This is a genomic window from Ruegeria sp. YTSC004 (assembly GCF_059609805.1).
In genome coordinates this window covers 98,438-120,332 of sequence record NZ_JBXWMJ010000005.1, presented here as the reverse complement: position 1 = coordinate 120,332, position 21,895 = coordinate 98,438, and the positions used below count along the sequence as shown (strand labels likewise).

Below are 21,895 nucleotides of genomic sequence, written 5' to 3'. Positions count from 1 at the left end.
GATGTCCATTGAAGTTCGAGTTCCCACGCTTGGCGAGTCGGTGACCGAAGCCACGGTTGCGACATGGTTCAAAAAACCCGGCGACGCCGTAGCCGTTGATGAAATGTTGTGCGAGTTGGAGACCGACAAGGTCACAGTCGAAGTTCCTTCTCCCGCTGCTGGCGTGATGGGCGAAATCGTCGCCGCCGAAGGTGAAACCGTTGGCGTTGACGCGCTGCTGGCCACTATTGCCGCAGGCGAAGGCGCAGCCCCTGCCCCGGCAGCAGCTCCGGCCCCGACTGCGGCGGCAGCTCCGGTGGCGTCGGGCGGCAGTGTCGACGTGATGGTGCCAACCTTGGGTGAATCCGTGACCGAAGCGACTGTTTCGACATGGTTCAAGCAGGTCGGTGACAGCGTCGCGCAGGATGAGATGCTGTGCGAGCTGGAAACAGACAAGGTCTCGGTCGAGGTTCCCGCCCCGGCTGCAGGCGTTCTGGCAGAAATCGTCGCCCCCGAAGGCGCGACAGTCGAAGCTTCGGCCAAACTGGCGGTGATTGCAGGCGCAGCGGCTGGGTCAGCTGCTGCTCCGGCTCCTGCGGCAGCAACCCCGGCTGCAGCAGCAAGCACCGGCAAGGACATTGCCAACGCCCCGTCCGCCGAAAAGGCTATGGCAGAGGCAGGTTTGTCTGCGGATCAGGTCACCGGCACCGGTCGGGATGGCAGGATCATGAAAGAAGATGTGGCCCGAGCAGCGGCAACAGCAGCTGCCCCGGCGCCCGCTGCGGCAGCTCCGGCCCCGGCACAAGCGCCACGGGCACCGGTTGCTGCGCAGGATGCGGCCCGTGAAGAGCGCGTGCGGATGACCCGCCTGCGCCAGACCATCGCCAAGCGTTTGAAGGATGCGCAGAACACGGCTGCAATCCTGACCACCTTCAATGAGGTGGACATGACCGAGGTGATGGCCCTGCGCAACGAATACAAAGACCTGTTCCAGAAGAAACACGGTGTGAAGCTGGGCTTTATGTCCTTCTTCACCAAGGCGTGCTGCCACGCGCTGAAAGAGGTTCCCGAAGTCAACGCCGAGATTGACGGCACAGACATCGTCTACAAGAACTTCGTTCACATGGGCGTCGCCGCCGGTACGCCTCAGGGTCTGGTTGTTCCGGTCATCCGAGACGCCGACAGCATGTCCTTTGCCGATATCGAAAAGGCCATCGCCGAAAAGGGCAAGCGCGCCCGTGATGGCAAATTGTCCATGGCAGAGATGCAGGGCGGCACCTTCACTATCTCGAATGGTGGTGTCTATGGCTCGCTGATGTCGTCGCCGATCCTGAACCCACCACAATCGGGTATCCTTGGCATGCACAAGATCCAGGACCGTCCGATGGTCATCAATGGTGAGATCAAGATCCGCCCGATGATGTATCTGGCACTGTCCTATGACCACCGGATTGTTGACGGCAAGGGCGCGGTGACGTTCCTTGTACGTGTGAAAGAGGCGCTGGAAGACCCGCGCCGTCTGCTGATGGATCTGTAATCATGGCGACACATGTACTCTGGCAAGCCGACGTGGCCGACTTTGATGTCTGGCTGAAGGTGTTTGAAGAAGACAAACCGATGAGAGAGGCCGCGGGCATCCGCGACCTCCATATCTGGAAAGACCCTGATCGCAAGGACCACGCGGTCGCGTTGTTCGAGATCACCGATCTCGACCGAGCCCAGAGCTTCATCGAATCCGAAGAGCTGGCCATGCACCACGAACGTGGTGGCGTGGCACATATCCAGACCAAGGTTCTGGACCCTGTCTGAAAGCATTAGGCTGCGCCTCCCATTGGGGCGCGGCACAAACGGGTAACGCGATGACTTTCGACAGCTCAAAGGGAACCACTGGATGACCACGGAACTAACCGTCCTGACCCTTGCCGCATTACTTTGGGTCGCGCAATTCGTGGTCTATCTGGCTGCCGGGCACGGTAAGATTGACCTTGGCCTTGCGGTTGGCCCGCGAGATATTCCTTTTGACAAACCGGGGGTTTCGGGGCGTCTGCACCGTGCCCTCAGCAACCACACCGAAGGGTTGGTTCTGTTCGCAATTGCGGCGCTTGTCGTGACGGTTTCGGGCCAGTCGAACGGGCTCACTGCGGCCTGTAGCTGGATCTATTTGATCGCCCGCATCCTCTACGTCCCCGCCTACGCATTGGGTTGGACGCCTTGGCGAACTGTGATTTGGATTGTTGGCTTGTTGGCCAACACTTTAATGTTGCTGGCGGCTGTCTTTTGATTCAGTCGCTGGCGTGGATAAAGTAATGGGGAAACGCCCTGGCGCGCATACAAATGTCGCCATCCCCGTAATCGATAAGGACCTGACACATGGCAAATTATGACGTTATCGTAATCGGATCAGGCCCCGGCGGCTATGTTTGCGCCATCCGTTGCGCTCAGCTGGGCCTGAAGACTGCCTGCGTCGAAGGGCGTGAGACTCTGGGCGGCACGTGCCTGAACGTCGGCTGTATCCCCTCGAAGGCGCTGCTGCATGCCAGCCATCAGCTTCATGAGGCCGAGCATAACTTTGCCAAGATGGGCCTGAAGGGCAAAAGCCCCTCGGTCGATTGGAAACAGATGCAGGGTTACAAGCAGGAAACGATCGACGGCAATACCAAGGGTATCGAGTTCCTGTTCAAGAAAAACAAGATCGACTGGCTGAAAGGCTGGGGCTCGATCCCCGCAGCCGGTCAGGTCAAAGTGGGTGATGAGATTCACACCGCAAAGAACATCATCATCGCATCCGGGTCCGAACCGTCCTCTCTGCCCGGTGTCGAGGTGGACGAAAAGGTTGTGGTAACTTCGACCGGCGCTTTGTCCCTGAACAAGGTTCCAAAGAAGTTGGTGGTGATCGGCGCGGGCGTGATCGGGCTGGAACTGGGCTCGGTCTATCAGCGTCTGGGCGCTGAGGTGACTGTGGTCGAATTCCTAGATGCGATCACTCCCGGCATGGACCCTGAGGTGCAGAAGACTTTCCAGCGCATCCTAAAGAAACAAGGCCTGAAATTTGTCATGGGCGCGGCGGTTCAAAAGACCGAAGCCACCAAGACCAAGGCCAAAGTGACTTACAAGCTGCGCAAGGATGACAGCGAACATGTGATCGAGGCAGACACAGTTCTGGTCGCCACCGGACGCAAACCATTCTCGGATGGTTTGGGCCTGGAAGCGTTGGGTGTTGAAATGACACCGCGTGGTCAGATCAAGGTGGGGGCCGATTGGCAGACAAACGTGCCGGGCATCTACGCTATCGGTGACGTGACCGAAGGCCCCATGCTGGCGCACAAGGCCGAAGATGAAGGTATGGCCGCAGCCGAGCAGGTTGCGGGTAAGCATGGGCACGTGAATTACGGCGTCATCCCGGGTGTGATCTACACATGGCCCGAGGTCGCCAATGTTGGCGAAACCGAAGAGACGCTGAAAGAACAGGGGCGCGCCTATAAGGTCGGCAAGTTCATGTTCATGGGCAACGGCCGCGCCAAGGCGAACTTAATGACCGATGGGTTTGTCAAGATCCTGGCCGACAAGGAAACTGATCGCATTCTGGGCTGCCACATCATCGGCCCCGGTGCGGGCGATCTGATTCATGAAGTCTGTGTGGCGATGGAGTTCGGCGCCTCGGCCGAAGATCTGGCCCTGACCTGCCACGCCCACCCAACTTATTCGGAAGCCGTGCGTGAGGCTGCGTTGGCCTGTGGCGACGGACCGATTCACAGTTAATATTAAACCCCGGCCGCCGTCAGGTTGCCGGGGTTAACCACGCGTCCAGATAGATTTCCAACCTGTCTGAAAAACTCTCTGCTTCATGCAGAGCGCAGAACTTCAGCGACATTGACTGAATAGCAAAAGCCTGAACCCCCTCGGCCAACAAGTCGGGGGAAATGTCCTTGCGCACCTTCGCGGTTTCCAACCAACCAGCGACCAGTCGGACATAGCGTTCGAAGCAACGCGCTATGGGCCCGATCTCGGTGATTGCCGTAGCGCCTGAGTACCGAATGATCAGATCAAACACATAGCGCTCGGACGTCATGAAGGCGTGGATCGGTTGCAGCGCATCGGCGATTTCGGGGGCCGTGCGTGGGGCGGTGCCCTGTTCGACCTGATCGAAACAGGCAACCAGCCTCTCACCAATCAGCATTTCCATTAGCGCGTCTTTGTCCCGGAAATGCGCAAAAAAGGTTCCCTTTGCGACCCCGGCTGCCTGAACCACGTCTTCCACTCGCAAAGCCTGATAGCCGTTTCTTTCGATAACGTCCTCTGCCGCCTCAATTAATCGGGCGCGCGTTTTAAGGGTTCTCTTTTGAACTGTCTTTTGCATATGCCCTGTTCGCATGTTTTTTGACCGTGGTCAAATTTTTTAATTGACCGTGGTCATTTTTTCCACTTATAAACTGACCATGGTCATTTTTGGAGATTCGCGATGCAACCTAAGAAAATCCTGATCCTCGACGGACACCCAGGCGAAACCAGCCTGTCCCGAACATTTGCTGAAACCTATGCTGACGCGGCCAAACGACAGGGGCACGACGTTCGCATGATTCACCTAAGCGACCTGCAATTTGACCATGACTTCGGTCAGGGAAACTATGAGGACTTCAAACCGTTGGAACCCGCATTGGAACAAGTGCTGCAGGATCTTGAATGGAGCGAACACCTTGTCCTGACGGCACCGATGTGGTGGGGCGGCTTGCCGGCCAAGCTGAAAGGTTTGATTGACCGGGCATTCATCCCCGGACGCACCTTCGACACGCGGAATACTACAAGGATCGGCTTTCCAGCACCTATGCTGACAGGGCGCACAGCGCGGGTCATCCTGACCTCGGACACGCCGGGCTGGTTCATGCGTTTGATCTACAGGCAAGCCCTGATCCGCCAGATCCGCGATCAGATTCTGGGATTTGTCGGCTTCAAACCGACCCGGTTCACTTACTTTTCGGGCGCCAGCTATCCCAAACCCGGCAGCGTGGATCGTTGGATATCAAAGGTAGCCCGGATCGGTGCCGCGGCAGCCTGATCCCGTGCTTACCCGACCTATTCAAGGCCGCTCATAAAGTTGCGCTCGCCTACGGCGGCAGGTCGATCCAATAGTGAATTCAATATGGGACAACCCGGGCGCAACCGGGTGGTCGACCGATTAACATTATTCCGCTGGCTCGTTGGTGACAGAGTTAGATTGAGCCGACGGCTTTTTGGGCCGGAACAGACGCCACGCATCCTGGAACGGCAACACGTACAGTTTCAGGCAAGAGTCCAACCTCAGGCCGTTGTCCTTTTCCGTTACACCAAATTTCACGTCCCTGTTGTCTTCAGGCATCACGTAAGTGCCGAAAACCACATCCCAGAATGGGAACATGAAAGCAAAGTTCTTGTCCAGGTGATCCGGGTGACAGCTGTGATGCACGTGATGATGCGCGGGTGACGGAAATACTTTTGACCAAACACCGGGCCAACGCAGCCATATATGGGAATGGCGCAAATTATAGCCCGCGAAGTTAAACAGGAACATAAAAACCGGAACGCCCAAAATAACAGGTAGGTTGGGGTGATACCCCAAGATCCGGAAAGTGAAGCCGGTGATAGCCCCCCCGCCCAAACCAATCAAAATATTGTAAAAAAAATTATCAATCGGATGCTCGCGGAAGTTGGAAATCGGGTGCATCACTTCAGCGCTGTGATGGACTTTGTGAAATTGCCACAAAAGCGGGATTTTATGCTGTAGATAGTGCGCAAAAAAGCCAAGAAAATCTGCGACAAGGAACAGTACAGCCATATACGCAACGGTGATACCGGCGCCTGTCCAACCCTCTAAGGATTGTGCCGGAGCAGCTTCATTGATACTGAACCCGCCGCTCGCCCAATAGTAGGACAGAGCCGCAGCAGCAGCGGACAGGCCAATCATCAAGAAGTGACCAATAAACATATGAAAAAAGAAGTATCGGACATCAAGCCAAGCTGATGGGTGCCTCCAGACCTTTTTAGGGAACAGAAAACCAACAAAGCTCTTTTCGCCCAAAACCTCAGATGTGTTTTTTCGATTTCTGACGTAAATCCAGAACGCGATCAAAACCGAACTGCACAAATAAACGTAGTAGATTCGATTAACGGGATCGAACGGATACATAAGTACATTCCGAACGTGTTCAAAAAACGAGTTCAGAAGGGATTGTAACTGCTGCATTGTGGCCTCGGATCGTTTTTTACATCCTTAATTTTGGCCGAGCATTTGTCCACACTAGTGACAATTCCGTGACGATTTGTGGTCAGTTCACCACATCGTCTTTGCGGCGCGCGCACCCCATTCGCGATCATATTGCGTGCCGCCTTCGTCGCCGTCTGACGCCTCGGCGAGGATTTCACCGACGGTCGGCACATGCGCAGTCTCGTCGCCGCTGACCCAAGTACGGGCCCGCATCAAGGCGCGGGCGCATTGGGTGTAAATCTCAGTGATTTCGAAAACGATCACTGTTGCTGGTCTTTTGCCCTGCTTTTCGAACCGCGCGCGCAAATTTTCATCAGCTGTCACATGCGCCGTGCCATTCAATCGCACGACACTGTTGGACCCCGGCACCATGAACATCAACGACACTCGCGGGTCGCGCACGATATTGCGCAGACTGTCCAGCCGGTTATTTCCGCGCCAGTCAGGCATCGCCAGTGTGTGCGGATCAAGTTCCAGTACAACCGGGCCGTCGTCACCTCGCGGGCTGCCATCGACACCCTCGGGCCCAACGGTGCTGAGGATGCACAGGCGCGACGCCATGATCCACTTGCGATAAAGCGGTGTGAGTTGTCTGGCCACTTTGCGCATTGCAGGCGCGCCCGGCGTCCCGTAGAGCGCCTCGAGCGATTCGATGTCCTTAATGAACTCCATCCGGTTCAAACCCCACTTCTCGCATCAATGCATTGGATCGTGTTTCGATCACGTCTTCCAGACGTCCAAGAAATTGATCCCGCCCCACACCCGGTTCGATCGGGTCAAGAAAGTCGACGATTGCAAGACCAGGTTTGCGCATAACCCCGGTACGCGGCCAGAAAACACCAGCATTCGTCGCAACCGGCACACAAGGAAAGCCCAGTCCTTCATACAGAACTGCCGTCCCAACTTTGTAAGGTTTCTTCGCCCCCGGTGCGACGCGTGTGCCCTGCGGGTAAATCACAAGCTGCCCGGGTTCAGAGAACTCTTTAGCCACGTCTTTGACCATCTTGGCGACGGCAGCACCCTTTCTGCCGCGATCAACCGGTATGCACCCAAGGCGACGGGCATAGAGACCGATAACCGGGGTATACAGCAGTTCCCTTTTCATAATGAACTTGCCGTGCGGAATGGCGCTGAAAATCATGATGATGTCGAGAAAGGACTGGTGTTTGGCTCCAATTACGACCTCGTCCACTGGAACGTTTCCGCGAACCTCACAACGGATGCCAACCATCCAGCTTGCCAACCAGATCGTCGATCGCGCGTAGGATTTACAGGCCTGCAATGCCCCACGTTTTGCAAACAACGCGTAAGGGGCGAAGACGATTCCAAGGATCAGCATCCACGCATAAATCACGATCATGAAGATCAAAGAACGCACCCATTGGACCGCTGTAGCCATCACGAAAGCTCCTTCAATTTGCGCACGGCCGCTGTCCAGGTGGCCAAGAACGCCACCGCAGCCCCCAGCAGAGGTATCAGCGCAGGCAACAGCCAGCCAACCCCCTGAAAACCCAATCCGGTCAGAAACCCGCCTTCAACTGAGGCTTCGGGCAACAGCAGAACACCGGTCATGCCGAACAGCACGCCGACCAGCGCACCGAAGAAAGCGCGATATGTGAACCGCCGTACAAATGCGCTGGCGATGAAACGATCACGGGCACCGACCAGACGCAGGACTTCGATGATCTGCGCATTGGCCGCCAATGAGGCATTGGCCGCCAGCGTGATCATCGCCGCCGTTGCGCCGCCAATCAGCAGGATAGACACCCAGCCCAATCGCCGCAGCGAGTTTGCCGCCTCGACCAGCGGCTCGCGCCAGCGTGAATGGTCGTCCAGCACGGCGCCGGGCACTTCGGCACCAAGTCGCAAGCGCAAGCCAGCGGTATCAAGACCCGGTTCGCCCTCGATGATTTCTATCAGTTGTGGAATAGGCAGCGTATCAAGCGGCAAATCAGGACCGAACCACGGGGACAAAAGCGCAACCTGTTCCTCGGCAGTCAGAGCGCGTGCCGACGCAACGCCTGGGGTTTGGGCCAGCACGGTCAGTGCGGCCTCGGTCTGGGCGGAAAGCTGTTCGGCGGGCGCGTTTATACGCAAAGTGGCAGCCCCTGCTAGTTCCGATGCCCAACGGTCGGCCAGCCGGCCAGATGCCAGCGACAAGGCAAGCGCGAAAACGGCCAGAAAGGCCATCGCGCCAGAAACGAACAGTGTCAGCTGCGCCGTGTAGCCGGATGGTGGAACAACCCGATCTGCGCGTTTGTCGCGCACCAGCATGCTGCGGATGGTGCCCTTGTTCATAGATCCGCCCCCGCCAATTGAATCTGGCGCTGCGATATCCGAAGGACACGGGCCTGAACCTGGCTTTTGGCCGCGCGGATCAGGCTCAGGTCATGGGTTGCGATCAGCACGGTCTTGCCCATTTTGTTCAACTCGACCAGCAGGCGCAGCAATCGCTGGGACATTTCCCAATCCACATTGCCGGTCGGCTCATCTGCCAGCACAACGTCCGGTGACAGGATGACAGCCCGCGCCAATGCCGCGCGCTGACGCTCACCCCCGGAAAGTTCCGGCGGAAGCGCATCGAGCCGTGTGCCCAGCCCGACCCAGTTCAGCAATTCCAGCAGGTCCTCTTTCTGCGCATTCTCGCCTTTGCCGGACACCATCAATGGTAACGCGACGTTTTCAGCCAAGGTCATATGGTCCAGAAATCGGCAATCCTGATGCACAACCCCGATCCGGCGACGCAGCAGCGCCATCTGATCTCGGTCCAGGCGTGCAATATCCTGCTCAAATGCGCTCAGCCGTCCTGATGTGGCCAGCAACGCGCCATAACACAGCTTGAGCAAGGTCGTCTTGCCCGCACCCGACGGACCGGTCAGAAAATGGAACGACCCCGGCTGCAACTGAAGCGATACGTCGCTCAGCAACTCACCATCACCATAGGTGTAGCTGACGTTTTCCAGCTCGATCACAAGGGCCCCCAATTATTGTTGCCGCCCTTCTTGCCCGAGCGCGGTTGTGGTTTCAATGCCTGCACCGGGTCGAATTGGTGACACTTGCCGTGTGAAACCGAAAACACCCTTTGCGGTCAGGTCTTAACGGAATAACATCCCTGAAAAAACTATTATCAGGTCGGCCCCCCGACCGGGAGGCAGCATGCGTCTTACTTGTCCGAATTGTGGTGCTCAGTACGAAGTGCCAGACGAGGTCATTCCCGAGGAAGGCCGCGATGTGCAGTGTTCCAACTGCGAAAAGACTTGGTTTCAGGCCAAATACCCCGAAACTGCATCTGAACCGGTAAGGCCGGAACCGCCCGCGGACGAACCCGCGGCAAAGGCGGAAACGCCAGAGATTGTCGCGAAACCTGTCGAAGAGCCCGAACCTGCCGCAGCTTCCTCGACCGGCAATGTCGACCCGGCGGTTGCCAACATCCTCAAGGAAGAAGCGGCCCGCGAAGCAGACCTGCGCGCCCACGAAGGCAACAGCCTTGAGACGCAGACCGATTTGGCTCTCGACGCGCCGCCCGAAGTGGAAAAAGCCGCCAAGGACCTGATCGCGACAGAAACCGCAAAGGATTTCGGTCAGAAAGACGCGCTGCCGGATGTCGAGGCAATCAATTCCAGCCTGCGCAGCGACGATCCCTTGCCAAAGCTGGACGAGGACATGCCCCCGCCCCGCAAGTCTGGCGGGTTCCGACGCGGATTCCTGCTGATTCTGGTTGTCGGGGTGATCCTGTTGCTGATCTACAGCAATTCTCAGAAGATTTCCGAAGCGGTGCCGCAGGCTGATCCGGTTCTCAACAGCTATGTGTCTCTGGTGGATCAGGCGCGTTTGTGGCTTGAGGCACAGACCGGGTCTGGCACCTCTCAGAACTGACTTAGATCAGAACCTCTCTAACAGGCGTTTGAGGTATTCAAGTTCGATCTGGGGGCGATCCGATTCCCCAGTCCGGCGGCGGATTTCGTCCAGCAATTCGCGGGCGCGACGATAGACATCTTCACCCTGCAACAGGTTTTCATCGGTCGAGATTGTGCCATTGGCCCCCGGGCTGCGTCCCAATGGGTCACGGTTGTCGGCTTGCATATCTCCTTCCTGCGACCCTTGGCCCGGCTGGTTCTGCTGGTTTTGGGCCAGTGCTTCGCCCAGAGATCGCATCCCCTCGCGCAGAGCCTCCATCGCTTCGGACTGTTGGTCGATTGCTTCGGCCAGATCATCGCCGCGCAGGGCTTCTTCGGCGCCCTCCATCGCGCGCCCGGCACGATCCAGCGCATCGCGCGCGGCGTCACCTTCGGGGGTTCCGGTGCCGGGCAATCCCTGCTGCTGCCGGTTCAGCTCATCGCGTAAGGCCTGTTGGCGATCTGCAAGTGACCCCTGGCCTTGCTGGCTGCCGCTGCCCTGTTCGTCAGTCCCCTGACCCTGACCGCCTTGTCCTTCGTGGCTCTGGCCCCGGCCCTGCCCACCCGAGCGGCCTTCGTTGCCCTGGCTTTCGCCGGCTTGCGCGCCGGGGTTGAACTGTTCCTGCAGATCACGGAAGGCTTGATCGCTCAGACCTTGCTGTTCGCGCAGAGTTTCGGCCAATCCTTCCATCGCCTGCTGGCCTTCGGACTGTTGCCCCTGACCCTGGCCCTGGGTGACGCGCATATTCTCCATCATCTGCTGGAACTCTTCCAGCGCTTGCTGCGCTTCGGCCATACGGCCCTGTTCCATCAGCTCTTGAATGCGGTCCATCATGCGCTGCAGGTCGTCCTGCGTCATTTGCATGGACTCACCGTCCTGACCTTGCTGGTTCTCGTCGAACTCGCCGTTTTCCTGTGCCAGACGCTGCAATTGGCGCATGTAGTCCTGCGTCGCCTCGCGCAGTTCCTGCATCAACTCGGCGATCTCTTCATCGGTGGCACCGTTTTTCATCGCCTCAGTCAGACGTTCCTGCGCGCGGCGCATGCGTTCCAGCGCGTCGGCAAGGGTGCCGTCTTCTATCAGAACGCCTAGCTCCCAAAGCGCCTCGGCGATTTCTGCCTGCTGTTCCGGTTTCAGGCCGTACTCGTTGAACATCTCCAAACGGCGCAGGATCACGCGCAGGCGCAGATAGGCAGTGTCCGACCGGAAAAGCTCTTCGGGCAAGTGCGATACCGCCCGCAGCATTTGCGAAACCCGGGTCGCGTTTTCGCGCGTCCACAGCAGATCGCGGCGCTGTTCGATCACGGCGGCGGCCAGCGGGTCAAAGAACCGGCGCGCGGGCAGCGCAGTCGCATAAGGCTCGGATTGCCCCACTTGATCCGCCGCGTCACGGGCCATCAGGGTTACTTTTACCGGCAAATGCGCCCAAGGGTGTTGTGAAAAATCCTCGATAAGATCTTCGGTGAAATCCGCCCGATCACCGGTGATCGGCATGGGCAGTTCAACCTTGATGACCTCGCGCGGCTCAGGCGCAGAGGTCAAACCATACCGGCGGTCGACCGAGGCCAGATCCAGTTCGATCACAGCAGAGCCGGATACCACGCCATAATCATCGCTGGCAGCAAATGGCAGTTTCATCTGACCGCCGGCCTCGGACTCGGCGGAACCCGCCACGGCCACCTGTGGGCGGGTATCCGCAATGACGTTCAGCGCCCAGTCGCGGCCCGATGGGCCGTCGATTATGAACTGGCCCGAGCGTTCGACGACAAAATCCTGCTCCGGCTCGGTGGCCGCCTCAGTGCCCAAAGGCGTGGTGGTTTCAGTCAAACTGTGCGCGCCGATTTCCCCGTAGAAGCGCAAAGTGATCCGGCTGCCCTGCGGGACAGACAGTGTTGGATCGGATTGATCAGCCAGATACAGCGTCGGTAGCCCGGTGTAACGCGGCGGCTCAACCCAGCCTTCCCAGCTGGGGCCTTGCCCTGCCACGGCAGCGCCCGGCGTCATCTCAGCCACTGAGCCGATGCGCCAGAACGACCCGAACATCGCTGCGATCACCAGCGCAAGCAGTGCCGAATAACGCAGCGCATAGGGGTCGCGATCTGCCAGCCGCAAATCGGGTTTGACAGGTTCCGCCTGCGCAACACGTCGCGCCATCCTATTCTGGTGCGCGCGCCACAACGCGACGGAATCCGCGTCCATCGCGCCGATGGCCTGATCATCTATCAAAGCTTGGATAGGCCGCCCCGGCATCGCCGCATCCAGCCGCATCAGCGCTTCGGCACGTGAAGGGAAATGGAATCGCCTTGCACCAACAAACAGCGTAGCGGCCAGCCCCAACAGTGCGACAGCGCCCACGCCCCAGACGATTTCAACGCGGACCTCGTCCTGCAAACCCAGCATCAAAGCCGCCAGAATCGCCATCAAAACCGAGAAAAAGGGCCAAAATGCACGCAAGAACTGCTCGGCCAGCATCCCTGCGTGCGTCAGCCACAGGGACAGTCTTGGGATCGGCAGGTTGTGTTTTGCGCGCAAAGCGGGCCTCCTGATCGGGCCCACGCGCCTATCGCGTCAAAGCCACTCAGGTATGGTATCGCGGTTTATGATTTCGTCAAAGCTTGGCCGTTCACGAATAACTGCAAATTGATCCCCGTGCACAAGAACCTCTGGGATCAGGGGGCGGGTATTGTATTCGCTGGACATAACTGCGCCATAGGCCCCGGCGCTGCGAAATGCGACCAGATCGCCCGGTGCCAGCGGCGGCATATTGCGTTCCTTGGCAAAAGTATCGCCGCTTTCGCAAACCGGGCCAACAATGTCATAGGGTTGCTGCTCAACGCCCGGAGCGGGTTCCTGCACGGCAACGATATCGTGATGTGCCTCGTACATAGCCGGACGGATCAGGTCGTTCATCGCGCCATCCAGAATCAGGAAGTCACGACCCTCGCCAGATTTCACGTAAATTACCTTGCTGACCATCAGACCGGCGTTTCCGGCAATCAGGCGGCCAGGTTCGATCTCGATCTCGCAGCCCAGATGGCCCAGCGTTTTCTTGATCAACGCGCCATACTCCACCGGCAACGGTGGTGCGTCATTGGCGCGGGTGTATGGAATGCCCAATCCCCCGCCCAGATCAAGGCGTCGGATATTGTGTCCCTCGGACCGCAACTTTTCGGTAAGTTCGGCGACTTTGGTGTATGCCATCTCGAACGGCTCTAACTCGGTCAGTTGCGAGCCGATATGGACGTCGATACCGATCACCTCCAGCCCCGGAAGGCTGGCTGCGTGGGCATAAACCTCAGATGCGCGTGCGATCGGGATCCCAAACTTGTTCTCAGACTTGCCAGTCGCGATCTTGGCATGGGTCTTGGCGTCTACGTCCGGATTCACCCGAACGGTGATCGGCGCGACCACACCCAGTTCCAACGCGATGGCGTTGATCACTTCCATCTCAGGTTCGGATTCTACGTTGAACTGGCGGATACCGCCGCTCAGCGCAGCGCGAATCTCATCCGCGGTCTTGCCAACGCCCGAGAACACGATCTTGTCGCCCGGCACGCCAGCCGCCTTGGCACGCAGGTATTCCCCGCCCGAGACCACGTCCATCCCCGCACCGGCCTGTGCCAGCGTCTTCAGGATCGCCTGATTGCTGGCCGCTTTCATGGCATAGCAGACTAGATGGTCCATCCCTTCCAGCGCGTCATCAAACAGCTGGAAGTGCCTCAACAGCGTGGCGGTGGAATAAACATAAAACGGTGTTCCGACCGCGGCTGCGATTTCGGAAATCGGGACATCCTCGGCGTATAGCGCGCCGTCGCGGTAGAGAAAGTGATCCATGACTGCGCGCTTAGACCAAAATGGCCACGCGGATCAATGGATTCCGCGCAAGATCAGTTCGATGTGGAAACACCGACCCGGCCATAGCCCGAGATTTTGATGCCGTTCCCGGTTGATGTCTCTGCGGGCTCGGGGCGGGGTTTATATGTTGGGTCGCAAGCTGCCAGTACGACAAGCGAGAGGATCAGGCCGATGATTTTCATTGTCTTGACTTCTTTTTTGAATTTGGCACTCGGCCACTATGCCGTTCAAATAGGCATGGTTGTGCGAGATTGCCATCGACGATTACAACCCTAGGAAAACGCCCAGCCCACCGCGTCGCAGACCGACCCCGACACCGCCATAGGTGCCACTGCTGCCGACACCGATATTTGCGCTCATCGTGGGTTGGATGGGTTCGCCATCCGCTCCGCAGCCTGCCAGGGCAACCCCGGCCGCGATTAGTAGGACCACACGTAGTATCTGCATCACACCAGCGCCTTCCACCGCTTGACCTGGGCACGCACCTGATCTGGTGCCGTGCCGCCATAAGACTGGCGTGAGTTTACCGAATTTTCGACGGTAAGGACAGAATAGACATTGTCGTTGATGTCCGCATGGACCGATTGCATGTCTTCCAGCGTCAGATCAGGCAGGTCACAACCCTTGCTTTCCGCCATGGCGACCAGCGATCCGGTAACGTGGTGCGCGTCGCGGAACGGCAGGCCCGGCACACGGACCAGCCAATCGGCCAGATCGGTCGCAGTCGAAAAACCAGACCCTGCGGCGGCAGCAAGGCTTTCGCGGTTGGCCGTCATGTCCTTGACCATGCCTTCCATCGCGGCCAGAGCAAGCATCCAGTTATCTGCGGCATCAAAGACCTGTTCCTTGTCTTCCTGCATGTCCTTGGAATACGCCAGCGGCAAGCCCTTCATAACCATCATCAGCGCAGTATTCGCACCGTAAATCCGACCTACTTTGGCACGGATCAGTTCCGCGGCATCAGGGTTCTTTTTCTGCGGCATGATCGACGATCCGGTCGAGAACCGGTCAGAAAGCGTAACAAACCGGAACTGAGCCGAAGACCAGATGACCAGCTCTTCGGCAAAGCGCGACAAGTGCACAGCGCAGATTGAGGCGGTCGACAGGAATTCGAGCGCGAAATCACGGTCGCTGACCGCATCCAGTGAGTTGGCGGCGGGGCGGTCAAAGCCCAGCGCCTCAGCCGTCATCTGACGATCGATGGGGAAGGACGTTCCAGCCAGCGCGGCTGCACCCAAGGGGGATTCGTTCATCCGGGCGCGGGCATCGCGGACGCGGGACAGGTCACGGCCGAACATCTCGACATAAGCCATCATATGATGGCCCCAAGTCACTGGCTGGGCGGTTTGCAAGTGGGTGAAGCCAGGCATGACCGAATCAGCGCCAGCCTCAGCCTGCGCCAAAAGCGCGCGGATCAGGGCCAGCAGACCGGATTCAGCCGCATCAAACTGATCACGGACCCATAGTTTGAAATCGGTCGCCACCTGATCATTGCGCGACCGGCCTGTGTGCAAACGGCCTGCGGGTTCGCCAATCACCTCTTTCAGGCGCGCCTCGACATTCATGTGGATGTCTTCCAGCGCGGTCGAGAACTGAAATTCTCCGTTCTGGATTTCTGACAAAACGGTGAGCAGCCCTTCCCGAATAGCCTGCGCATCACTATCAGTAATAACACCTGTGGCAGCCAGCATGGCGGCATGGGCACGCGAGCCTGCAATGTCCTGGGCTGCCATCCGCTGATCGAACCCGATCGAGGCATTGATCGCCTCCATGATCGCGTCTGGACCGGCGGCAAAGCGGCCGCCCCACATCTGGTTCGAAGATTGATCGGTCATGTAAGAAAACCCGGAGTTGATATGCGCCTATTTCGTCTGATCCCCCTTTATATGGCCCTCGCGTTGGGTGCAAACGCGGCTTTGGCCACGGATGCCGAAACTCTGGCACCGCTCCGGGAGGACTCCTTAAAACGGCTGATCCTGCACAAAGAGCCAAAGCCAGTCGAAGCAGTTGAATTTCAGCTTGAGGATGACGGCGGCACCGCGACACTTGCGGATTACAAGGGCAAATATGTTCTGTTGAACTTCTGGGCCACTTGGTGTGCGCCGTGCCGCAAGGAAATGCCCCAGATCGCCGAGCTGCAAGAAGAATTCGGCGGCGACAAGTTCGAGGTCGTGACACTGGCCACAGGGCGTAACTCGCCAGCCGGGATCAAGAAGTTTTTCGAGGAAAACGGCATCGACAACCTGCCACGTCATCAGGACCCCCAATCGGCAGTTGCACGCAAAATGGGCGTGATCGCCCTGCCAATCACTGTCATTCTCGACCCCGACGGCAACGAGATTGCCCGCCTGATCGGAGATGCCGAGTGGAATTCGGACAGCGCCAAGGCCATCGTTTCAACCCTTGTCGAGGGCAACAGCTGAAGCATCAGGCCTTCCTGAACGTTTTGTGTTATGCTGAAACCGGCCCAGATGGGCCGGTTTTCGTTTGCAACCTGAAGGAAGGGGAGACGACGATGAAACCGGTAGTTCTGTTGATTGGAAAATTGCCCAACGTGATCGGTGATGTTGCGCGTCAATTGGATCACCTTCCGATCCAATGGCTTGGCGCGCATGATCAGGAAGAAGTCAAACGGCAGCTGGACGAAGAGCCGCGCATCGCCTGCGCGATCATGGGTGCCGGTCTCGATGACAGGATACGCGGCGAGATGGTGGGAATCATCGCGGCGCGCAGGCCCGATATCTGTATCCACCTAAAGGATCGCGCCTCGGGGTCGGACGGATTGGTGCCGTTTGTCCAGCGAGTTGTCCAGTATGAGGTTCTGGACAGTCTGGAACATAGCTGACGCGACGCCACCTTTGACAGCCTGCCTGCCGCTTTGCACTCTGCCGCGCAGGAGGACGGAATGCCGCTTGAAATTCTATTGGTTCTGGTGGTCGGAGGCATCGCCGGGATAACCCTGTTGCTGCACCTGACAGGCAGATCCCGATTGCGCGTGCTATCGCCCGAATTGGCGTGGTCAGAATGGCTGCGTCATGCGCCGGATGATTCGATCATCGATGTCACCGTTGCACATGACGGGCACGCGGCCCTGATCCGAACCGAAACAGGAAATGGTCTGCTGTGGTCTTTTGGTGCAGACACCGTTGCCCGGCACCTGCTGGACTTTGATCTGCTGGATCACCCGCAAGGGTTCCAGGTTCAATTCCACGACTTCGGAACGCCCAAAGCCATAATCCACCTTGACGAACGCGAACGCCGCCACTGGCAGCACCTGATGGAGCCCGCATGACCGACCACGTGACTTTCCCGGACGCCGTGCAGTGGGCCGTCCCCTTTTTCATAGCTGCTATTCTGGCCGAGTTTCTGTGGATCGCCGTCAAAGGACGCGGCGGCCGCTATGAGACGCGGGACGCTGTTACATCGCTGATCATGGGAGCTGGCAACATCGCATCCGGCTTTCTGTTGGGGTTTATCGCCTATGCATTCTTCATGTGGCTGTGGCAGATCACGCCGTTGAACCTGGGCACCTCTATCCCCGTTATCCTTCTGTGCTTTGTGCTGGATGATTTCCGCTATTACTGGGTGCACCGCTTTGGTCACCGCATTCGCTGGGTCTGGGCCAGCCACGTGAACCACCACAGCTCGCAACACTACAACCTGACCACCGCCCTGCGTCAGACATGGACCTATACGTTTACCTTCATGATGGTGGTTCGCGCGCCTTTGATCCTATTGGGTTTCCATCCGGCGATGGTGTTGTTCGTCGGTGGTCTGAACCTGATCTACCAATTCTGGATTCATACTGAAGCCATCGGCAAGATGCCCCGCTGGTTTGAGGCGGTGATGAACACGCCCAGCCACCACCGCGCCCATCATGGTCGCAATGCACGCTACCTGGACTGCAACTATGCCGGCGTTTTCATCATCTGGGACAAGCTGTTCGGGACCTTCGTGCCGGAACAGGAAGACGACCGCGTCGACTATGGGCTGGTTCACAATATCGGCACCTTCAACCCACTGCGTGTGGCCTTTCACGAATGGGTTGGAATTTGGCGCGACGCGACACAACCGGGCCTGACGATGCGTCAGCGACTGGCGTATTGCTTTGCCCCCCCCGGCTACAGCCATGATGGCAGCCGGGACAATTCCGAACAGATTAAAGCCAAGCATCTGGACCGCCACCCGGAAGATCGTGGAACGCCAGGATTCGAACAATTCGACACCAAACAGCCCAATACGCAGGCAAAACAGGCCTGATGCCGCCGACCTATCCGACCTGATTCTTGAAATCCGGCCCTCGCGTCCCATATCCAATCGATGTGTGCAGTGCGAGTAACCGGAGGCAACATGACCAGACTGACAACCCTTTCCACCGTTATGGGCCTTACCGGAGTGGTGCTCGCTATGTTGACGGCGTTGGCTGGAGGTGCGACGGGGATCGTCGCGTTGGGCTTTGGCATGATGCTTTTGGGCTTCATGGGTGCGCTGGTCGGTGGCTTTGCAGCGCTGGGACGCATCTGGGAAACGACACGGTAACCCAAGCCTGACCTTAAACAATTGCGTTTGTCTTAACCGCAGATTCATACCTTTCCTCTGAAATCGTCACCAGACCGGCGGCGCTAAAGGAAACGGGTTGTACATGCGGAAGAAGGTACTGGCAGATTTGCCCGAAGGTGGGGACAGCCCCTTGAACGCGGCTGTCAAATCCCGCGATGCCTCGACGATTGAAATGGCGACCGAAGCGGTGAAGCACAAACAGTGCAAACTGGCCTTTCAACCGGTGATGCAGGCGAACAGGCCGCATGACGTGGCCTTCTACGAAGGCTTCATCAGAGTGCTGGACGAAACCGGTCGGGTCATCCCCGCGCGCGAGTTCATGCCACAACTGGAAAACACTCCAATCGGGCGCGAGCTGGACTGTGTCGCGCTTGAAATGGGATTGCGGACGCTGACCAAAAACCCCGACATTCGCCTGTCCATCAACATGTCAGCCCGATCGATCGGTTACGCGCGATGGTCACGTGTGCTGGAGCGGTTTTTGAAGAAAGATGCCAATATCGGCGAAAGGCTGATTTTGGAAATCTCAGAAAGCTCGGCCATGACGGTGCCTGAGCTGGTGATCGATTTCATGGACCGTCTGCAGCCGCGCGGTATCGCCTTTGCGCTTGATGATTTTGGGGCAAGCAATTTCAGCTTTCGAAATTTTCGCGAGTTTTTCTTTGATGCCGCCAAGATCGACGGCCAATTCATCCACGGAATCGGCGAAAATCCGGACAATCAGGCGCTGGTGCGGGCCTTGATCGCCGTGGCGCGGGAATTCGAGATTCTGGTGACCGCCGAATCAGTCGAAACACAGAAGGATGCCGAATTCCTTATCGCCAACGGCGTCGACTGCCTGCAGGGGTTCCTGTTTGGCGCCCCTACCGTTTCCGCCCCGTGGAAGGCGGAAAAGCGCAAACATACAGCCAGTTAGAGTGATTTATCCGGTCCACGCCCGACCTGAGGCAAGCTGACCGTTGCTGCAACTGCAGCGTTGCGCTATGCCATGTGGAGTTGGAGCGGGGAACATGAGGCGCTCTTACTGCCACAGAGTTATCTTTGTGCGATCCGCGCCGTCGAATATCCCGCAGGACCTTGACGGTAAAGGATTGTCTAAATGACCAACGTAGTAATCGCATCCGCCGCGCGTACCGGAGTGGGCAGCTTTGGCGGCTCGTTTGCAAACACACCAGCGCATGATCTTGGGGCCGCCGTACTGGAGGCCGTAGTAGAACGCGCAGGCGTGGAAAAGGGCGAAGTCAGCGAAACCATTCTGGGACAGGTGCTGACGGCAGCTCAGGGTCAGAACCCCGCCCGTCAGGCACATATCAACGCCGGTCTGCCACAGGAAAGCGCAGCATGGGGCCTCAACCAGGTTTGCGGCTCTGGTCTGCGGGCCGTTGCTTTGGGTGCTCAGCACATCCAACTGGGCGACGCTGATATCGTGGCTGCCGGTGGTCAGGAAAACATGACCCTTTCGCCCCACGCCGCCGCTCTGCGTGCAGGTCAAAAGATGGGCGACATGAAGTACATCGACACGATGATCCGCGATGGTCTGTGGGATGCTTTCAATGGCTATCACATGGGCCAGACCGCTGAAAACGTCGCCGAGAAATGGCAGATCAGCCGTGACATGCAGGACGAATTCGCCGTCGCGTCGCAGAACAAGGCTGAAGCCGCGCAAAAGGCTGGCAAGTTCGCCGACGAAATCACCCCCTTTACCATCAAGACCCGCAAGGGCGACATCGTGATGGACGCTGACGAGTACATTCGCCATGGCGCCACCATGGAAGCGATGGCAAAGCTGCGCCCGGCCTTCACCAAGGACGGTTCGGTCACGGCCGCAAACGCATCCGGCCTGAATGACGGCGCGGCGGCGACCCTGCTAATGTCCGCCGAAAATGCTGAAAAGCGCGGAATCGAGCCACTGGGCCGTATCGCATCCTATGCAACCGCCGGTCTGGACCCGTCGATCATGGGCGTAGGCCCGATCTACGCTTCGCGCAAAGCGCTGGAAAAAGCGGGCTGGTCCGTTGACGATCTGGATCTGGTCGAGGCGAACGAAGCGTTTGCCGCACAGGCCTGCGCCGTGAATAAGGACATGGGCTGGGATCCGTCGATCGTGAACGTGAACGGCGGCGCCATTGCCATCGGTCACCCGATCGGCGCTTCGGGCTGCCGCGTTCTGAACACGCTGCTCTTCGAAATGAAACGCCGCGACGCGAAGAAAGGTCTCGCCACTCTCTGCATCGGCGGCGGCATGGGCGTCGCCCTGTGCGTGGAGCGCGACTAAGTGCTTTGACAAGCGAATAGAAAAGGGCGTCCCTTGGGCGCCCTTTTTTGTTACATTGGGGCCTTAACCCAAAGATGCGACGATATTGCCACGCGGAATTTAGAAAATCATGACGAAACAATATTGCGCACGATCACCTCTCAAAGTAACAGCATTACCAAGACGACTTTAATTGGAGGATTCCTAAATGGCACGTACAGCACTCGTTACCGGCGGCTCCCGCGGCATCGGCGCAGCAATTTCCAAGGCGCTCAAGGCCGAAGGGTACAATGTTGCAGCCACCTATGCGGGGAACGACGAAGCCGCCGCGAAGTTCACCGAAGAGACCGGCATCGCCACCTACAAGTGGAACGTCGCTGATTATGACGAATCCAAAGCCGGAATTGAAAAAGTCGAAGCCGAGGTTGGCGCGATCGACATCGTGGTTGCAAACGCGGGCATCACTCGCGACGCACCCTTCCACAAGATGACCCCCGAACAGTGGCACCAGGTCATCGACACCAACCTGACCGGCGTGTTCAACACCGTGCACCCCGTCTGGAACGGCATGCGCGAGCGTAAGTTCGGTCGTGTCATCGTCATCAGCTCGATCAATGGTCAGAAGGGCCAGTTCGCTCAGGTGAACTATGCCGCGACTAAAGCAGGCGATCTGGGTATCGTGAAATCGCTGGCGCAAGAAGGCGCGCGTGCAGGCATTACCGCCAACGCGATCTGCCCCGGCTATATCGCAACCGAGATGGTGATGGCTGTTCCCGAAAAAGTCCGCGAATCCATTATCGGCCAGATCCCAGCAGGTCGCCTGGGTGAGCCCGAAGAAATCGCGCGCTGCGTGGCGTTCCTGGCATCCGACGATTCTCAGTTCATCAATGGCTCGACCATCTCGGCCAACGGTGCGCAATTCTTCGTCTGATCTGAAGCGTAGAAAAGACAACGGGCCGGTCCATTTCGGACCGGCCCTTATTTATCCCGTAAGAACGCGCGCGCTGCGCTCAGCGGGAACCGAATAGCCACATAAGTGCGTGTTTGATCATCTTGCCACGTTCAGCATGGGCCCGCTGAAAGGCGCGGGCAGCTGCGGGGTTGGTCGTCAT

The 21,895-nt window shown here is 58.1% G+C and carries 25 protein-coding genes; 14 read left to right on the top strand and 11 right to left on the bottom strand.

All coding sequences use genetic code 11. From position 1 onward, the window contains the following. The first annotated feature begins 1 nt into the window (after position 1). The 4 genes from odhB to lpdA all read left to right on the top strand — a co-directional run bounded on the left by odhB (position 2) and on the right by lpdA (position 3,738). Entirely contained in the window at positions 2–1,516 is a 1,515-nt protein-coding gene (gene odhB, locus AC2FFP_RS11065; protein ID WP_496767547.1) for a 2-oxoglutarate dehydrogenase complex dihydrolipoyllysine-residue succinyltransferase, read from the top strand. 2 nt (positions 1,517–1,518) lie between these two features. After that, positions 1,519–1,788, top strand: coding sequence for a hypothetical protein (locus AC2FFP_RS11060; RefSeq protein WP_058273540.1), 270 nt, complete (start codon positions 1,519–1,521; stop codon positions 1,786–1,788). Positions 1,789–1,870: 82 nt separating this feature from the next. Next, positions 1,871–2,260, top strand: coding sequence for an MAPEG family protein (locus AC2FFP_RS11055; protein ID WP_496881032.1), 390 nt, complete (start codon positions 1,871–1,873; stop codon positions 2,258–2,260). Positions 2,261–2,349: 89 nt separating this feature from the next. Further along, complete coding sequence (gene lpdA / locus AC2FFP_RS11050) at positions 2,350–3,738, top strand: dihydrolipoyl dehydrogenase (protein WP_496881031.1); 1,389 nt, start codon at positions 2,350–2,352, stop codon at positions 3,736–3,738. Positions 3,739–3,757: 19 nt separating this feature from the next. Here the strand turns inward: lpdA and AC2FFP_RS11045 are convergent, their stop codons facing one another. Next, the gene (locus AC2FFP_RS11045; protein WP_496881030.1) at positions 3,758–4,336 is read right to left on the bottom strand and encodes a TetR/AcrR family transcriptional regulator; all 579 of its coding nucleotides are present in this window, start codon (positions 4,334–4,336) and stop codon (positions 3,758–3,760) included. Positions 4,337–4,438: 102 nt separating this feature from the next. Between AC2FFP_RS11045 and AC2FFP_RS11040 the strand changes: the two genes are divergently transcribed. Further along, a complete protein-coding gene (locus tag AC2FFP_RS11040) occupies positions 4,439–5,032 on the top strand; it encodes an NAD(P)H-dependent oxidoreductase (protein WP_496767555.1) in 594 nt (197 codons plus the stop codon). Between the two features lie 126 nt (positions 5,033–5,158). Here the strand turns inward: AC2FFP_RS11040 and AC2FFP_RS11035 are convergent, their stop codons facing one another. From AC2FFP_RS11035 to AC2FFP_RS11015, 5 genes are all read right to left on the bottom strand, one after another. Then, the gene (locus AC2FFP_RS11035) at positions 5,159–6,196 is read right to left on the bottom strand and encodes a sterol desaturase family protein (protein ID WP_496778933.1); all 1,038 of its coding nucleotides are present in this window, start codon (positions 6,194–6,196) and stop codon (positions 5,159–5,161) included. An 87-nt stretch (positions 6,197–6,283) separates the two neighbouring features. Continuing rightward, entirely contained in the window at positions 6,284–6,889 is a 606-nt protein-coding gene (locus AC2FFP_RS11030) for a pyridoxamine 5'-phosphate oxidase family protein (RefSeq protein WP_496778935.1), read from the bottom strand. Next, positions 6,876–7,616: a lysophospholipid acyltransferase family protein gene (locus AC2FFP_RS11025; RefSeq protein ID WP_496844547.1), complete on the bottom strand. Its 741-nt coding sequence runs from the start codon at positions 7,614–7,616 to the stop codon at positions 6,876–6,878. Before AC2FFP_RS11025 ends, AC2FFP_RS11030 begins: the two co-directional genes overlap by 14 nt. Then, positions 7,616–8,515, bottom strand: a complete 900-nt coding sequence (locus tag AC2FFP_RS11020; RefSeq protein ID WP_282120101.1) for a cell division protein FtsX — start codon at positions 8,513–8,515, stop codon at positions 7,616–7,618. The genes AC2FFP_RS11025 and AC2FFP_RS11020 overlap by 1 nt, the downstream gene beginning before the upstream one ends. Next, on the bottom strand, positions 8,512–9,189 hold the full coding sequence (locus tag AC2FFP_RS11015; protein WP_496725816.1) for a cell division ATP-binding protein FtsE: 678 nt from the start codon (positions 9,187–9,189) through the stop codon (positions 8,512–8,514). Before AC2FFP_RS11015 ends, AC2FFP_RS11020 begins: the two co-directional genes overlap by 4 nt. 184 nt (positions 9,190–9,373) lie before the next feature. On the opposite strand from AC2FFP_RS11015, the gene AC2FFP_RS11010 reads away from it, so the two are divergent. Continuing rightward, positions 9,374–10,093, top strand: a complete 720-nt coding sequence (locus AC2FFP_RS11010) for a zinc-ribbon domain-containing protein (protein WP_496844545.1) — start codon at positions 9,374–9,376, stop codon at positions 10,091–10,093. 6 nt (positions 10,094–10,099) lie between these two features. Here AC2FFP_RS11010 and AC2FFP_RS11005 read toward each other — a convergent pair whose 3' ends face one another. From AC2FFP_RS11005 to argH, 5 genes are all read right to left on the bottom strand, one after another. After that, a complete protein-coding gene (locus tag AC2FFP_RS11005; protein WP_496881029.1) occupies positions 10,100–12,646 on the bottom strand; it encodes a TIGR02302 family protein in 2,547 nt (848 codons plus the stop codon). Positions 12,647–12,682: 36 nt separating this feature from the next. Further along, a complete protein-coding gene (gene lysA / locus AC2FFP_RS11000) occupies positions 12,683–13,948 on the bottom strand; it encodes a diaminopimelate decarboxylase (RefSeq protein ID WP_282169815.1) in 1,266 nt (421 codons plus the stop codon). Between the two features lie 53 nt (positions 13,949–14,001). After that, complete coding sequence (locus AC2FFP_RS10995) at positions 14,002–14,151, bottom strand: hypothetical protein (RefSeq protein WP_186437433.1); 150 nt, start codon at positions 14,149–14,151, stop codon at positions 14,002–14,004. A gap of 82 nt (positions 14,152–14,233) precedes the next feature. Next, positions 14,234–14,416, bottom strand: coding sequence for an argininosuccinate lyase (locus AC2FFP_RS10990; protein WP_496722925.1), 183 nt, complete (start codon positions 14,414–14,416; stop codon positions 14,234–14,236). Then, on the bottom strand, positions 14,416–15,804 hold the full coding sequence (argH, locus tag AC2FFP_RS10985) for an argininosuccinate lyase (protein ID WP_496881028.1): 1,389 nt from the start codon (positions 15,802–15,804) through the stop codon (positions 14,416–14,418). The genes AC2FFP_RS10990 and argH overlap by 1 nt, the downstream gene beginning before the upstream one ends. A 21-nt stretch (positions 15,805–15,825) precedes the next feature. On the opposite strand from argH, the gene AC2FFP_RS10980 reads away from it, so the two are divergent. From AC2FFP_RS10980 to phbB, 8 genes are all read left to right on the top strand, one after another. Next, entirely contained in the window at positions 15,826–16,392 is a 567-nt protein-coding gene (locus AC2FFP_RS10980; protein ID WP_058273552.1) for a TlpA disulfide reductase family protein, read from the top strand. Between the two features lie 92 nt (positions 16,393–16,484). Next, complete coding sequence (locus AC2FFP_RS10975; RefSeq protein WP_496767571.1) at positions 16,485–16,814, top strand: hypothetical protein; 330 nt, start codon at positions 16,485–16,487, stop codon at positions 16,812–16,814. 60 nt (positions 16,815–16,874) lie between these two features. Next, positions 16,875–17,261, top strand: coding sequence for a hypothetical protein (locus tag AC2FFP_RS10970; protein WP_496756477.1), 387 nt, complete (start codon positions 16,875–16,877; stop codon positions 17,259–17,261). Next, positions 17,258–18,229, top strand: a complete 972-nt coding sequence (locus tag AC2FFP_RS10965) for a sterol desaturase family protein (RefSeq protein ID WP_058278810.1) — start codon at positions 17,258–17,260, stop codon at positions 18,227–18,229. Before AC2FFP_RS10970 ends, AC2FFP_RS10965 begins: the two co-directional genes overlap by 4 nt. Before the next feature lie 90 nt (positions 18,230–18,319). After that, on the top strand, positions 18,320–18,508 hold the full coding sequence (locus AC2FFP_RS10960; RefSeq protein ID WP_113792041.1) for a hypothetical protein: 189 nt from the start codon (positions 18,320–18,322) through the stop codon (positions 18,506–18,508). A gap of 103 nt (positions 18,509–18,611) precedes the next feature. Next, positions 18,612–19,445: an EAL domain-containing protein gene (locus AC2FFP_RS10955; RefSeq protein ID WP_496767573.1), complete on the top strand. Its 834-nt coding sequence runs from the start codon at positions 18,612–18,614 to the stop codon at positions 19,443–19,445. 183 nt (positions 19,446–19,628) lie between these two features. Next, complete coding sequence (locus AC2FFP_RS10950; protein ID WP_496767575.1) at positions 19,629–20,804, top strand: acetyl-CoA C-acetyltransferase; 1,176 nt, start codon at positions 19,629–19,631, stop codon at positions 20,802–20,804. Positions 20,805–20,991: 187 nt separating this feature from the next. Next, positions 20,992–21,714, top strand: coding sequence for an acetoacetyl-CoA reductase (gene phbB, locus AC2FFP_RS10945; protein ID WP_109312925.1), 723 nt, complete (start codon positions 20,992–20,994; stop codon positions 21,712–21,714). Positions 21,715–21,895 lie beyond the last annotated feature (181 nt).